We start from the raw sequence: 14,079 nt of genomic DNA, 5'->3' as shown, positions 1-14,079 counted from the left end.
CCAGGTCAAGCTCGTTATCGGTGGCCGGCGCCCGCCAGGGCGACGTAGTGCCCCAAACAGTGCTCACATTTGGCACCCGCTGGACGGCCCGGGCGCTGCGGGATCGGCGGACGGCAGTGTTGGCACAATCTGGCGCAGTGTTGGCACAAGCTGGCGGCCTGTGACTGGGATCGAATTTACATCCTGGACGACAACGGCAGGCCCGTCCGCGTACTCGCGTCACGAAGCGCGTACCGCTTGCCGGCACTCAGTTGCCAGTCGACTTTGATGCCGAAATCGACATGCCGGAGTATGGCGTGGTCGTCCATGCTGGCCTCCGCACTGGAAATCGCCGGGTGTGGCACTGTCCACACCATGCGGCTCTGACGCGTTTGCAGACTCCTGGCTCAAAGGCATGCACGAAGACAGCCTGCTTGTCGGAGTGAACTTCGATTCTGATCAGCTGGCCTCGAAGTTGAGCCGGTTGAGTTCGCAAATACCTTGGTAGGCATGCAGTGACGGTCGCACGCAACGCGAATATTCAATACTCGCAGCTTCCATTGATCCGAAGACTGCCGTTGTAGCAGGCGAAGACAAGCGTCCATCCGTCGGTCAAACCGGTCATCTAAGCACATTGAAGACGCCGAGCTAGAATCCCACATCCCTCGCGCCCCATTCTCCCGAAGATGAATCCCGGACCGCATGACGTCCTGAGCCGCATCCTTTCCGCATGCAAGGCCGAACGCGCCGTGACGGCAAGTTTCCGGCTCCACGCACCGTGGGCGTTGCACTCGGCCGGCACCGAGGGCGCGCTGATCCGCATGTGTACCGGGTCCGGGTACTGGATCTGCACCGATGGCGGCACGCCTGTCGAGATTGGCCCGCGCGATATCGTCATGCTGCCGCGCGGCACGCCGCATACGGTGTCATCGACACGGGACCCCGGTGATGGCGTCGTGCCCTTCGCCGATCTGCTGAAGGCGCACATGATCGGCCGCCATGGCGACCATCCGATCGAAATGACATATGGCGCAGACGGCACGGGCAGCGCGGACGCCCCATCCACGCAACTGTTCTCCCTCCACCTGTGGATGCCCGCGCTTGACGTGGGCGCTATCCCAGCGGAATTGCCACCGCTGATCGTGCTGCGTGCCGACGAGCTTCCGCTGGCGCACACGCTGGCAAACACGATGGAACTGCTGGTGCAGGACTCGCTGTCCCAGCGTCCGGGCTGGCAGTTGTCCGCGGCACGCATGGGCGACCTGCTGCTCGTGCATATCCTGGGCGAGTATCTGCGCACGCCCGCCGCCGCGCGCCAGGGCACGCCAAACGTCCTCGACGACCCCGGCATTGCGCGTGCGGTTGCGGCCATGCACGAGGCGCCGCAACAGGACTGGAGCATCGCCCAGCTCGCCGCCGTGGCATACCTTTCGCGCACGGTGTTCGCCGAGCGCTTTTGTGCGCTGCTGGGCGTGCCGCCGATGCAGTACCTGAGGGCATTTCGCATGAACCTGGCCGCCGAACGGCTGCGCCAGCCGCGCGTACGGATCGCCGAGGTCGCCGAAGCGACGGGCTATGCATCCGACAAGGCATTCTCACGCGCGTTCCATCGCTGGATTGGCGTATCGCCCGCCCAATATCAGCGCGACGCATCGGCGCCCTGATGCCTCCGCGCAGCCCCACGCTGCCGATCCGGACGATCGGTGCCCGAATCCGGCGTTCCGGAGGTTGAGCGCGGCATGGCCACCGCCCGATAATTCCGCTCAATCGCCCTCGCTGGCAAACAAGGAGACATGGGCATGAAGCACGTAGAACGCGCGCTGATCGTGGGAGGTGGCATTGCTGGCTGTGCGGCGGCCATTGCATTGGCACAGGCTGGTGTGCGGGTGACGATGCTAGAGAAGCAGCAGGAATGGCGATTCCAAAGTTCCGGCATCTTTATCTATCACAACGGACTTGCAGCGCTCGGCAGCCTCGGGGTGCTGCCGGAGATCGTGTCGAGTGGCTTTGCCATTGCCGATGGCCGGAATATCTACCTGGACGAGCGCGGCGAACCGATCACCGATACTTTCTATCCGTCCCGTCATCCGGACATTGCGCCGATCGTCGGGATCCGCCGGGCCGAAATGCATCGCATCCTCGCTAGCCGACTCGATGCGCTGCGCGTCGATATCCGCTTGGGCACCACTGCCGTCCGGATCGATCAGAAAACGGCAGAGCACGTCACCGTTGCACTCTCCGATGGCACCTCGGGCCAATACGATCTTGTGGTCGGGGCGGACGGCATTCGCTCGGAGATCCGCCGCCTGGTCGCAGGCCCGCTGGAACCGGTCTATACCGGACTCGGCGTCTGGCGCAGCGTGCACAGGCGACCGAAGAACCTCACCGCAAAGATCATGATGATGGGTACCGGTAAGCGGCTCGGCATCATGCCGATCAGCGATGACCAACTGTACTTGTTCGGCACGCTGCCTGAGCCCGCCGGGCAATGGTATGAGCGGACCGATTGGCCGGCGCTGATGCAAGCCCGTTTTGCGGAGTTCGGCGGCCCGGCGCGCCAGTTCCTGGACGCGCTCTCTGCCGACGCCGAAGTGCTCTACACCGCCGTGGAGGAGGTCGCTGCCCCGCTTCCCTGGCACCGTGGCCGTGTGATCATGATCGGTGACGCTGCGCACGCCTCAACACCCTTCATGGGACAAGGCGGCGCGATGGCACTCGAAGATGCCGTGCTGCTGGCGGAGATGCTGTCGCGCGACGTCGACGTGGAGGCCACGCTGCGAGCCTTCGGTGAGACACGCTATCCCCTATGCAAGTTTGTGCAGGACACCTCGCGTAAAGTCGGCGAGGCTGGGGCGCAGGAAGACGCGGCCATCCTGGGGGCGCGCAACGAAGCGATGCGGCGCACCGCACAGCGGCAGGTGGACGACTTCTACGCGCGGATGGATGCGCTACGCAGTCAATTGCCCTCGGCGCAGTGCGCCTGACAGAGGGGTACAGCCGCACCTCCCCCCGCGCAGACTCGAGCTTGTTGTCGTCCTCGCGATGGTGGCCGACGAATTCGATCACCCCGTCGAGATCACGCATATCTCATGCATGCCTACACGCCAGCCGCCAGCGCAGGTGCAGCAAGAAGGCACCCCCCTGGCTGAACGGTGGGGCAGGTGGGGCGCTGCGAGCGACTGCTTTGGCCCAAATTGCGATCGCACGCTGAGCCGTGCGCGAACGACTCAGACGGGTCGGTAAGCGCCAGTGGGCAGCCGGGTGGCAGGTGTGTGGAATGGGGCAAATTCAGTATATAACAGTGGGCATGACGCAAATGGACTCCCTCTGGTTCAGCAACCCAACGCAGGCGTACCGGGGACCGGCAGGCTCGCGAAGCGGCCGGCGCTGATCGCCGCCCATTATCGGCACGCTCGATCATCCAGCACCAGGCGATGTTCGAGCATTTTCGTCGGCACCTGCTGGCACGAGGCACGACCATTGCCTCCTTTGGCACGGCCGACGTCGACGCGTTCTGGCAAACCCCCAATGGCCGCACATACTCCCAGGCGACCCGCATGCGGTATGAAGCTGCTGGACCGGCTGGCCGCCCACAAGGCGTCGGCCGTGCGCTGTGTGTCGACCCAGAGGAGTTGCTCCAGCGCCCCAGTTAGTCAAAGCCGGTGTTTGCGGGGCATGAGGCGGGGCCAGCCGCGCGATCGGCCTCCTGCTTTGGCTAGCCTCGCAACTGGCTCGCGGTTACGAACGAGCCACTTTGATCGGTTATTCGTTGCTCTTCCCGCGGCGGCTAGCGGATCGAGTATTGCGTGGCCTGGGCTGTATCTCAATTGAGATGCATAATGGTGCCAAATCACTGGAGGCGCCCCATGGCTCATACCTCGATGCTGCACATCCGTGTGGATGACGAACTCAAGGCCCAAGCGACCCAAAGTCTCGCCAGCGTCGGGCTCACGGTGTCAGACGCGGTCCGCATTCTCTTGACCCGCATCGCCACGGAGGGCGGCTTGCCGGCCGGGCTGACGACGGACCCAGCGGTGTACGACGCCTGGTTCCGCGCCAAGGTCCAGGAAGCGCTGGCCGACCCTTCACCGACGGCACCCCACGACCACGTCATGGACGAAGCCCAGGCCCTTATCGACAGGAAACGCCGTTTGCGCCGTTGAGTGGACGGCGTGGGCGAGGGCAGATTTGCTGGCGATCGTCGACTACATTTCCGACGACAATCCTGATGCGGCGCAGCACCTGAAGGACGAGCTCCAGGCGAAAGCGGCATGCCTGCCGGAACACCCTTGGCTCTATCGGGCCGGGCGCGTCGCAGGCACACGTGAGATGGTTGTGGGAGCGAACTACGTGGTGGTGTATGGCGTTGACGCTACCGTCATACGGATCTTGCGCGTTCTCCACGCCGCGCAGCAGTGGCCGTCGCCAGAAGAACCGCCCGGCTCAAGCCTGTCGTGACGCACTGACAAAAAACGCCCCTAGCGTGTGCGGCCTGCTATCTGCATGCCTGCCTTCGGTATGTCCATCGCGACTACATGACAAACGCGACGCTTCGGGAGCGTTTCGGCATTACCGTCCAGAACAGTGCGACCACGTCTCGCCTGTTCAAGGAAGCGGTTGATGCAGGGATGTTGCGACCCTACGATGAAAGCGCCGGTCGTAAGTACATGAAATATGTGCCGTACTTGGCATAGTCTATTTGATGACCTACTCCCCGGCGCCGGCTTCGGCAGCCCATCAACAATAGGAAATTCCAATAAATTCAGTAGGTTAGTAGAAGTGCTTCTATTTGATGGTCGTTTCATGGACGAACATCACAGATGCTTCCTAAGTATTCTTTTATGTGTCGCTACGTGACCTAAGTTCCTACAAGCCTTGGCGGATCCGGAACATCGCCAGCACGACGACTACCGAATCGGTGGGATTTTCGATCCCGCGGGATTCGACGTGAATGCAGTCAATGCCAGTCTGCGTACCCTGCGATAAGGGATGCGTTTGATTGGGCGGGCCCCGTGCTCCGCTTACGCAAAGAGCGCGGCAACATCATCTCACTGGGTCCCCGGCTACGGCTTACCACCGGTCCCCAGTGTGGGGTTGCTTTAGACTTGGCCACGGCCGCTAACCCGTGCATAGCGAGCGCAGCAGGGTTGCGACGTTGGCACGGCTGGTCGCTTGCACACGGGTCATGAGGTCATGACCAATTTGCCCCAATCCGTAGGCCTCAGCGATATCGTGTTGGAGGCGAGACCATAGGCCACTGGTGACCTCAGCGTCGGCCATTGCTCGGTGCGCCCGGCCGGCCATCGGCAAGTGCAGCATCTTCGCTAGCGTCGCTAGCTTGTGATTCTGTGCCTGCGGGTAAACGCGTCGCGCAACAAGCATCGTACAGGCGAACGACTGCGGTGCCGACATGCCGAGGTGAGCCAGCTCCGCCTGCCAAAACCTTCGGTCAAATCCCGCGTTGTGGGCCACCACGGGATAGTTGCCCACGAACTGTGCTGCTTCACGCATCACCGTCGATGCGGCGGGCGCCGATGCGATCATCTCGTTGGTAATGCCAGTCAGGCGCACCACCTCAGCAGGGATCCGCCTACCCGCATTCATCAAGCTTTGATAGCGGTCGACAACATTTCCGTCACGCATCAGGATGACAGCAATCTCCGTCGCTCGGTCACCTCGACTCGGCGACAGTCCTGTCGTTTCAAAATCAAGCACCGCAACGGTCTGCACGTGGCCCCTCTTGTCAGTCTGCGCACCGGGCCGCTTTTTGCCAAATGTTGGCGTGATCAGCGCGTACCAAGGAATGGCACCAGCACGGCATCCGCATTAAAGGGCATCATTCTCCCACGCTCTGGGTGCCCTGCCCCATTGGTAAGCCATGCTTTGGATACCAGGTGCGCGGATCCAGAGACGTTTGTTCGCGGCCGCGGCCTGACACAGTTATCGCGTCCGGATGTAGGCCCTGAACAGGCCCGGATGCAGGCCGCGCAGGGTCTTTCTTCGTTCGAGAAGTTCATGCTGCCGGCCTTCATGTTCGAGGCTCAACAGGTCAAGCACGATCCGCAGCCCCTGCTCTGGCAATGTATGCGTCGAGGACTCACACGCGCGCAGGAGAGCCGCCAGCCCCGGTTTGTCAGTCAGTGCCCACGGTGGAAACCACGCAAGATCCTCGATGGTGCCGTCTCCGTCGAAATTCGCATCGAATCGCCGACGTAGCGCCAGCAAAGACGGATCCCCGAGCGATTGCATTAGCCCGCCAAGCCGCTTCGGCGACAGCCAGGCAAGCTCGACCAGGAGCGGCCACGCGGGTTCCAGCCCTTGGAGTCTGTAGACCGTCTCGGCCATCCATGCGAGCGGGATGGGAATACGTCGCCACGACTCGATCTGCTTGATGCTCTCGCGTGCCGCAGACCACTCCCCTGCGCGCATCCATAGCGGCGCGGCATGCCATTCTCATCTCGCGGTGAAATGGCAATGGTGAGGCGGCTTGCGCGGCGGCCCGCCACAGCGGTATGCACCAGGCCCTGCCCGCGACATCCCGGAATGCACGACATGCAGCCGGCTCGCTCGGCGAATAAAGGGCCTCGCACGTGTCACGGAGTGCGGCATGACTGGCGATGTGATCAGGGGCTCAAGCGCGGCAAGCACGTCATTGCGAAGCATGATATCGCGGCTGTCTTCGAAAAGGTCGAGCTGAGTCGCGTGCTGCGCGAGATCGCGACTTGCGCGCTTCAGTCGCCGCGCCCTAGCCCCCGCCTCTCGCAGTGGCGCAATGCCCCCCGGACTGTACTTTCACGAAAGTGAAATTATTACCCCTCGTGATGGACCGCCGTTCGTTCCTTGTCGCCGTAGTGGCAGTGGTAGCCGCAATTGATGCCGCCAACCGCAACAAATCTCGCGCACGACAACCCCATCGGCCCAGACGTGACGACCGGCCGTCCGTGGCAACGCGATACTGCGCCGCATCGCCTTGACTTTTCAGCCGAGTCGCTACGCTGAAAAGTCCGAGAGCCCGACCACCGATGTGGAAGTTGAGGAGAGCGTTCGTGGCCGCACGAAGATCTCCGCGCGCTGGGGCAAAAATTTGCAACCACTCACGATACAGGAGGCTGCGTGACCGATCTCTATCAAACGCTTGAAGCAAAAGCCCTATTCCAGCCGTGGCACACCTGAGGCGCTGATCGCCCTGGCCCATGCCGGCTTTCGCGCCTGGGCCAAGGCGGAAAATCTGAATTTCCCCGAGGAAAAGCGCTACGCCCTGCTGCATGAAGTCCTGCGCTACTGCGCCGACCGGTGCCTGCTGGCTTGTTGCTTCTCCCAGGAACGACGGCTGAGTGAGATCGCCGAGATGCTGGACGCAAGCTATCCCCGCTATGCGCTGACTCGAGCGCGCGTGTCTGCGCGGCGCAATCGCAATGGAAGACCGCGCTTTTAACTCCCCCTCTGCTGCAAGCAATTCCGCCTCAGCGAGGCGGCAAGGTGTTGGGGGGAAAGTCCAATTCAGTATATAACTTCGCCTATGACTGGAATGGACATCCTCTGGCTCTCGAACCCCACGCTTGCTTACCGTGACTGGCAGGCCCGCGAGGCGGCCGGCGTGGACAGGCGCCCCTTTGCTGAGCGCTCGATCGTGCAGCACCGGGCGATGTTCGAGCACTTCCGTCGGCACCTGCTGGCCCGGGGTACGTCGGTGGCCAGCTTCGGCACCGACGACATTGAAGCCTTCTGGCAGACCCCGGAGGCGAAGACCTACTCGCAGGCCACCCGCATGCGGTACGTGAAGCTGCTGGATCGCTTGTGCCGGCATCTCGTCTTCGCCGGCGTGCGCGAGGACAACCCCGCCGCAGGCCTGCTTGCCTCGGTGCGCTGGCCAGAGGAAGAGCCCACACCGCAATACCTCGATGCGACAACTGACCAGCGCCTGCAGGCCTACCTCCAATCCCCCACCGAAGACTTGGCCAGCCTGCGCAGCCGCGCCATCGTGGCAATCTTTCTCGGGACGGGTATCACGGCGGCCGAGGCGCGCGTGGCGCGTATGGGCGACCTCCATCCCGACGCCGCGCCGTCGTACCTGTTCGTCCCAGCCCAGGGTCCAAGGGAGGCGCGCACCGTGCATCTGTCGGACTTTGCCGAGCCGCTGCTGCGCGACTGGCTGGCGCGCCGAAGGGCGCTACCGATCAAGGGCGATCGCCTCTTTACCCTGCGCCCGAACGGCCAGCCGATCACCGACATGAGCCTCGGCCGGATCGTCTCGGAGATCCTCAATACGATCGGCGCCACAGATGTCGAGATGAGCCCGCGCACGCTGCGTAATACGTTCTGCCGCCGCCAGCTGCTCGCCGGCCGCCCGCGCGAGGAAGTCAGCCAGATGCTCGGGCTGGCCAGCAATCGCACGTGCGACCGGATCTTTGCCACCATCCATCAGCCTGCGATCTAGCGCAGCGGCTAACGCCCTGGAGAAACCAGCAATGCCTGCGCTGTACGAGAGTCCCTTGGACATGCCGCTGGAAACGGCCAAGGCCCTCTACCGCCGCGCGACTGAGCCGAACGCGTCCGACGGCGAAGGCGAGGCCTGGTGGGCCGCTGTCGCGGCAGAAGTCGTGGCCGTTGCCGGCGCGGAGAATACCGCCGCGGCGGCCATCATCGCGTGGTGGCATCACGACTGGAGCCAGGTGGGCGATACGCCGAAGGCGGCAGCCGCGCGTTTACGCCGCGCATCCCGGGCCCTTTCGCGCCGGGTCAGCAAGTGAACTGCGGGGAATTTCCCGCTTGCAAGGATGCCGGCTTTTGCTATCCTTCGCTGGTGCGCTGCATGCCAGTACCGGCCTGCAGGCGCGCATCTCCAACCCGATACGACCATGGCCACGAAAGCTAAACCCGTAGCAAAGACCGCAACGAAGACCGCAACGAAGACCGCTGCAAAGACGGCTGCCCCCGCCAAGAAGGCCGCTCCGACCAAAAACGGTGCAGCGGCCGCGCCGGTCGCAAAGCCGATCAAGGACACCTTCAACAAGTCCAGCCTGCTGGCACACTTGGTTGCCCAGACCGAGCTGGACAAGAAGACCGTGCAGACCGTGCTGGCTCACCTGGAAAATACCGTGCTGAGCGCGGTCCACAAGAAGGGCGCTGGCGAGTTCACCCTGCCGGGCCTGTTCAAGGTGGCGGCCATTCAAGTGCCGGCCACCAAGAAGCGTTTCGGCAAGAACCCGTTCACCGGCCAGGATCAATGGTTTGCTGCCAAGCCAGCCAGCGTGAAGGTGAAGGTGCGTCCGCTGAAGAAGCTAAAGGACGCCGCCTTGTAAGCTACCCCATCGTCCCACTGGGCAAAAGAAAGCCCCGGCATCTCGCGAGGTCGGGGTTTTTGCATGAACTGGGGCAGCGACCCATAGGGCAGCGCCCCATGAGTTGATTGGAGCGGGCTACACGTCCGCGAGGTAAGCCACGCAGCCGCTCCCGCTTTCGGTTCCGGCAATACGCTGGCCCTCGCGGCAGTCCGCGAAGTTCGACACATTGGCCTCAATCTCATTGGCCAACTGGCGCAGAAAATGCGCCGCCGCTGTCGGGCCGCCGGCCCCTTGGAAGGACTGGTCAGCCAGATCGATACCGATGATCAGGTCCACCGCGCTTGCGGCCCGAAAGCCCATGCTTGACGTGGCTCAGGAAGGCCTCGCGCAGGCCAAACGTGATGTCGTCGCTCTGACCGAGCTGGCGGGCCAGCGCGATCACGTCTGACCATGCCGTGCAGCCGCATAGTCCCTTGAGTTCCAGCGCGCTCCACTGGCTGGCGTAGAGAGCTTGACCTCGACCACACCGGCACACAGGGCGCCTATGGCGTCGCGATCGACTATTTGGCGGTGCTCCTCGTCCACGACCCAGCGGATACGCACGAACTTGTCGGCCGCTTCAGCTGCGACGCGAGCGAGCTGCGCCATGTCGGGCGGCCCGTCGAAGTCGATGCACAGCGTCTCGCGTGCCGGCGTCACCACCGGTGTTGTCTCTGCCTGCCCTGGCGCGACGCGCCATTGCAGATAGGTCTTGTCACCGATTTCGCCGTAGTGGAAGCGCCCGATCGAGCCCGGATAGGCGACCAGCCGCCCCTCGCGATCCCATTGCTGGGCGCGGTGGATATGGCCGAGCATGAAGCCGTCGCATTCGGCGTCGAACAGCGCTCCAATGGTGAATTCATGATCGAATCCGGCCATCGGCACGCCGTGCTCCGTCTGGCAACCGTTGACAGTACCGTGTGAGATACCCATCGTGCGGATGCCACGCGCGCGCAGCGAGCGGTTCACGGTCCCCGCGGCGGGCAGATAGGCTGCCAGATGGTCCCCTACCGCAGTCGCCGCATCGGATGTCCCCACGGCGACGGCGAGCATCGCCCTGTTCACCGTCGGCACGCAGGTGAAGACCACGTCCGGCATGCCATCGGCCAGCAGCGCCTCGTTCTCCATCGGCGTGAAGAGCGCACCTACCGACGGGGTGAATCCGCCTTCGTGCAGCGCGACCTGGTGGATGCGGTCGGCGATATAGACCGGATAGCGGTTGCCAACGAGGCGAAACAGATCCAGCGTGCCGGCCGGCTCGTGCGAGAACGTGCCCTGCAGCATCACCACCGGCATGTGATCGGAGAGCTCACGGATACGCTCGGCCAGCACGCGCAGCGCCGGCGCGTGGGCGCGGCCTTGGTGAGAACCTTGCTACCGGGGCGGATCTTGCCAATGATGGGCGGCCGCGCGGGCCGCTCTTCTATGAGACTGCGGGGATGCCCGAAGTCGGTGTAGCCAATGGTTCGTTGCATAGTGCGCTTCTCCTGCGTTCAAGGACTTGAACGACGGCAGCGCGAGTGGATGCAGCATGCTCCCGAAGACGCAGGGCTGTGTCGGCCCCGCGCCGGGTCGTTACTTGGGAAAGGAACGCCGCTTGGGCGGGCTCCGCTAGACAGGCCACATGAGCGGCTTCACACAAACTGAGCCACGTACTGGGCTGGCCGACATAGTCGGACCGCCGGCGGGCGAGCATGGCCGCAATCGCGGCACGAATCTCGGAATTCTGTTCGATGGCAGACAGCATGCTCAGCTCCTGTGTCGAGGGTTCCTACAAACAAAAAAAGCCCGCTCCGGCAATGCGGAAGCGAGCTTGTTTGCAGGAAAACCCGTTGCCACACCCCTTCCGGGGGCGTGGCAACCAGGGAGCTGTGCGCCAATGCGCATGCTCTATGAGGACGTAAGAGTCGTCCTCGTGCAGCAGGGTCACGCTGCACTTTAAAACACGAGGTTGACCGCAGGATCACGGATCAGCCGACGACGGCCGTTCTGCCCAAGAGGGGCCAAGAGAGAGACGCCACTTGGTCCCGAGCTCGAACGGTGTCCACAGTCTCCGCAATTCCCGGGCCAGCCCGCAAGAGTGGCACCGCGTAAGCCTTCGCCTGGAACAAAAAGGCAGCAGTTCACGCCGGGCTAACAGGAACACAGGCGCTCGCCTGTTGGGTCAGCCGATCTTTCTTGAGAAGTCGGCGGTCGACGGATAGTAGTGCCGCTACAGGCTGCAGCATGGTCAGGTTGTGATGGCCGGATACGGCAGCCAGCGCGCGTAGCCTTGTCGCCAGCCGCATGGTCGCCGTATGCCGTAGATTGTGCCAATGGGAAGCATTCCTGGCAGCCTGTACCACTGTTCCCCACCGCCGTCCTGCTATTCAGCAAAAAGGTCTGGACCAAACACTTCGTAATGGATGCATCCCTCATGGACGCCCAGCTTCTTGAGTGCATCATGCTGCATCCGCATAAACGGAATCGGACCGCAGATGTAATAGTCGGCGTCAGGCAGCAGGATCGATTTCTCGATCAGCTTCACATCGACCAATCCCGGGTAGTCGTAGTCCCGGCCTTGGACATCTTCCGATAGCGGCTGGTCATAGAACACAAAAAGATCGAAGTTTTCGTACGTCTTAGCTGCCTCACGCAGCCGGTCACGCATGGCGTGTACGGCACTGTTGCGTGCCCCATGCACAAAAACCACTTGCCTCGGCGGTTCCTGCAATGCGTTCTTGAGCATGCTGATCATGGGTGTCAGCCCCACGCCGCCGCTGATTAATACGATGGGTGTTCTCGCATTGACATCGATATGGAAGCTCCCGTACGGCGCAGCCAGCCTGACCTCATCTCCGACATTGACGTGATCGTGCAGCAGGTTCGAAACATAGCCCGGTGGCTGCGTCCCGCCAGCTTCCCGTTTGACGGAGATGCGATAGCTGCGTCCGTTTGGCATATCCGACAGGCTGTACTGGCGAATTTGCTGCAAGCCGAGCGCGGGCACATCAATCGCGACACTGGTGTATTGGCCGGGTTCGAAGTTCAACAACGGACCACCATCGACCGGCTCAAGGATAAATGACGTGATCACGTCGCTTTCGGGGCGCTTCTCGCGAACCACAAAGTTGCGCCATCCCTTCCAGCCGCCCGGTTGTTCCGCAGAACGCTCGTATAACTCGCTTTCCATGCCCATCAGGACATCGGCCAGATTCCCATAGGCTTGCGCCCATGCGGAAATAATGTCGTCGGTTGCGGCATCGCCCAAGACTTCCTTGATCGCTGCCAGCAGGTGTTCCCCAACAATGGGGTATTGTTCCGGCCTGACGCCGAGACTCGCATGCTTGTTGGCAATGTTCTTCAATACGGCCAGTAGACTGCTCGGGTCCTCGATATTCTCGGCATATGCATAGACCGCCCGCGCCAGCGCCTGTTGCTGCTGGCCTTGTTCCTGATGAGCCATGTTGAAGACATTCTTCAGTTCGGGATGCGCTTCGAACATGCGCTTATAGAAGCACTTGATGATGTCGTAACCGTGTGCGGCCAGAACCGGTGCCGTGGCCTTTACGATGTCCTTTGTCTGCTGGGTCAGCATTGCCTCTCTCCTTACGCGGGCGTGGGGGGGCGCCAAATTGGGAAGGCTAGACGGTGGCCCAATCTCGCCGCCTTGATCAAGGTCAAGTCTAGGTGAGACGTTCTTGACGGGGCAACGCGCAGTGGTTGTTGAAGGCTTAAGCGATGCCACTACCTGGCGGCGATCGAAGTCGTAAGGGTCTTCCGCAATTTGTGTGACGACGGCGAACTCGCGTGGACGACCTTGCCGTCGTCTCCCCCGCCCCACTACCACTATTCTTCTGCTTGTTGACAAACGTGGGCGAGCCCGCCAGCCTCGTCGAACGGCTCCAATGATTCTCTGAACTCGCTGACTTTTTATGCGCTAAATTACTTATGCAGCACTTTCATGTTGTCAGGCGGCAGTATGGTGCCCGCGCCGCTTTCACCGGGAAATTTGGATTCTCATTTCCTATGCCAGAACCGCCAGGCGAGCGCTGACCAGACGGTTAATGCTGACGCCTTTGCTCCGCCGCCTGAGTCGCCAAGGAACGATGCAACTCCGGCGGGATGCGAAGCGATAGGACTCCGCTATATTGCTTGTCCGCCAGCCAGCGGGATCAAGAACGATGCCCAGATTAGAGTCGGCGGTGAATCCATTACGCAGTCGCCTCGTCGCGGAGAATAAGCTTGTGGATTATCGGAGAGCGCGGGTGGGACGACCTCCCGTGCATCGATCTTCGAGGCGTAGGGCCTCCCCTCTTGTACGGTCTTGTGTTTTTGTCAACGTGATCTATTGTGAATTGGCATCTGTGTCGGCAAGCATCCGAGGCTGGCCTGGCTGAAGAATCAACACGCACGATTTAGCACCCAAGAGAGGGAACATCATGCTTCGCGGACTATTCATACTCCTTTGCCTCTGCCTTGGAACATTGTCCGCAGCACAGACCAAGGGAGAACCTGAGAAAAGCATCGAGCAAGGCCCCCTGGAGAACCGGGTTAAGACCCTTGCGTCCATACAACCGGGGCTCGGGACTGTGATGCATGAGATGGGTTACCGTTTTACTAATATCTATTGGGCAGCCAATGGTGGCAATTGGGGCTTGGCGCAATACCAGCTCAAGGAGCTTCTTGAAGCTCAGGAAGTGGGAGAAATAACCAGACCACGGCGATTGTCAACGTAGTTGTCACGTCACCTCACGCAACCTGCTTTAGTTCTGCTGGCTCAATCCGTTCCGGATTG

The 14,079-nt window shown here is 62.0% G+C and carries 15 protein-coding genes and 1 pseudogene; 8 read left to right on the top strand and 8 right to left on the bottom strand.

The genetic code is table 11. From position 1 onward, the window contains the following. Nucleotides 1-176: 176 nt before the first annotated feature. Nucleotides 177-308, bottom strand: coding sequence for a hypothetical protein (locus tag AC1Q7H_RS39010; protein WP_276522669.1), 132 nt, complete (start codon nt 306-308; stop codon nt 177-179). A gap of 357 nt (nt 309-665) precedes the next feature. Between AC1Q7H_RS39010 and AC1Q7H_RS39005 the strand changes: the two genes are divergently transcribed. The 4 genes from AC1Q7H_RS39005 to AC1Q7H_RS38990 all read left to right on the top strand — a co-directional run bounded on the left by AC1Q7H_RS39005 (nt 666) and on the right by AC1Q7H_RS38990 (nt 4,437). Beyond that, a complete protein-coding gene (locus tag AC1Q7H_RS39005) occupies nt 666-1,643 on the top strand; it encodes an AraC family transcriptional regulator (RefSeq protein WP_492382471.1) in 978 nt (325 codons plus the stop codon). 135 nt (nt 1,644-1,778) lie between these two features. Further along, nucleotides 1,779-2,963, top strand: a complete 1,185-nt coding sequence (locus AC1Q7H_RS39000; protein WP_492382470.1) for an FAD-dependent oxidoreductase — start codon at nt 1,779-1,781, stop codon at nt 2,961-2,963. 882 nt (nt 2,964-3,845) lie between these two features. Continuing rightward, nucleotides 3,846-4,142 (top strand): type II toxin-antitoxin system RelB family antitoxin, encoded by a 297-nt coding sequence (relB, locus tag AC1Q7H_RS38995; protein ID WP_153955572.1) that lies wholly within the window; start codon nt 3,846-3,848, stop codon nt 4,140-4,142. A 25-nt stretch (nt 4,143-4,167) separates the two neighbouring features. Next, nucleotides 4,168-4,437, top strand: a complete 270-nt coding sequence (locus tag AC1Q7H_RS38990; RefSeq protein WP_492382469.1) for a type II toxin-antitoxin system RelE/ParE family toxin — start codon at nt 4,168-4,170, stop codon at nt 4,435-4,437. Between the two features lie 660 nt (nt 4,438-5,097). Here AC1Q7H_RS38990 and AC1Q7H_RS38985 read toward each other — a convergent pair. Together AC1Q7H_RS38985 and AC1Q7H_RS38980 are read right to left on the bottom strand one after the other, a co-directional pair. Continuing rightward, a complete protein-coding gene (locus tag AC1Q7H_RS38985) occupies nt 5,098-5,709 on the bottom strand; it encodes a 3'-5' exonuclease (RefSeq protein WP_492382468.1) in 612 nt (203 codons plus the stop codon). Between the two features lie 210 nt (nt 5,710-5,919). Further along, complete coding sequence (locus tag AC1Q7H_RS38980) at nt 5,920-6,408, bottom strand: hypothetical protein (protein WP_153955575.1); 489 nt, start codon at nt 6,406-6,408, stop codon at nt 5,920-5,922. A 706-nt stretch (nt 6,409-7,114) separates the two neighbouring features. Between AC1Q7H_RS38980 and AC1Q7H_RS38975 the strand changes: the two genes are divergently transcribed. The 4 genes from AC1Q7H_RS38975 to AC1Q7H_RS38960 all read left to right on the top strand — a co-directional run bounded on the left by AC1Q7H_RS38975 (nt 7,115) and on the right by AC1Q7H_RS38960 (nt 9,281). Beyond that, nucleotides 7,115-7,414: a hypothetical protein gene (locus tag AC1Q7H_RS38975; protein ID WP_442877034.1), complete on the top strand. Its 300-nt coding sequence runs from the start codon at nt 7,115-7,117 to the stop codon at nt 7,412-7,414. Between the two features lie 93 nt (nt 7,415-7,507). After that, nucleotides 7,508-8,416 (top strand): tyrosine-type recombinase/integrase, encoded by a 909-nt coding sequence (locus AC1Q7H_RS38970; protein ID WP_420872216.1) that lies wholly within the window; start codon nt 7,508-7,510, stop codon nt 8,414-8,416. A gap of 61 nt (nt 8,417-8,477) precedes the next feature. Then, nucleotides 8,478-8,729 carry a hypothetical protein gene (locus tag AC1Q7H_RS38965; protein WP_228772599.1) on the top strand — a complete coding sequence of 84 codons (252 nt, stop codon included), beginning with the start codon at nt 8,478-8,480 and terminating at the stop codon, nt 8,727-8,729. A 108-nt stretch (nt 8,730-8,837) separates the two neighbouring features. After that, nucleotides 8,838-9,281 (top strand): HU family DNA-binding protein, encoded by a 444-nt coding sequence (locus AC1Q7H_RS38960; protein ID WP_492382472.1) that lies wholly within the window; start codon nt 8,838-8,840, stop codon nt 9,279-9,281. Between the two features lie 117 nt (nt 9,282-9,398). Here AC1Q7H_RS38960 and AC1Q7H_RS38955 read toward each other — a convergent pair whose 3' ends face one another. The 5 genes and pseudogenes from AC1Q7H_RS38955 to AC1Q7H_RS38935 all read right to left on the bottom strand — a co-directional run bounded on the left by AC1Q7H_RS38955 (nt 9,399) and on the right by AC1Q7H_RS38935 (nt 13,408). Continuing rightward, entirely contained in the window at nt 9,399-9,599 is a 201-nt protein-coding gene (locus tag AC1Q7H_RS38955) for a hypothetical protein (protein ID WP_041229283.1), read from the bottom strand. 171 nt (nt 9,600-9,770) lie between these two features. Continuing rightward, nucleotides 9,771-10,667 (bottom strand): annotated as a pseudogene (locus tag AC1Q7H_RS38950) (metallophosphoesterase family protein); the annotation flags it as partial. A 58-nt stretch (nt 10,668-10,725) separates the two neighbouring features. Beyond that, nucleotides 10,726-10,998 (bottom strand): DUF7696 family protein, encoded by a 273-nt coding sequence (locus AC1Q7H_RS38945; protein WP_442877129.1) that lies wholly within the window; start codon nt 10,996-10,998, stop codon nt 10,726-10,728. Nucleotides 10,999-11,667: 669 nt separating this feature from the next. Then, the gene (hmpA, locus tag AC1Q7H_RS38940; RefSeq protein WP_153955580.1) at nt 11,668-12,879 is read right to left on the bottom strand and encodes an NO-inducible flavohemoprotein; all 1,212 of its coding nucleotides are present in this window, start codon (nt 12,877-12,879) and stop codon (nt 11,668-11,670) included. Between the two features lie 466 nt (nt 12,880-13,345). Continuing rightward, nucleotides 13,346-13,408 carry a hypothetical protein gene (locus tag AC1Q7H_RS38935; RefSeq protein WP_442877128.1) on the bottom strand — a complete coding sequence of 21 codons (63 nt, stop codon included), beginning with the start codon at nt 13,406-13,408 and terminating at the stop codon, nt 13,346-13,348. Between the last annotated feature and the right edge of the window lie 671 nt (nt 13,409-14,079).

The organism is Cupriavidus sp. GW823-FHT06D04, assembly GCF_058795055.1.
The sequence above is the reverse complement of the archived record's forward strand: the minus strand, read 5'-3'. Positions and strand labels throughout refer to the sequence as shown.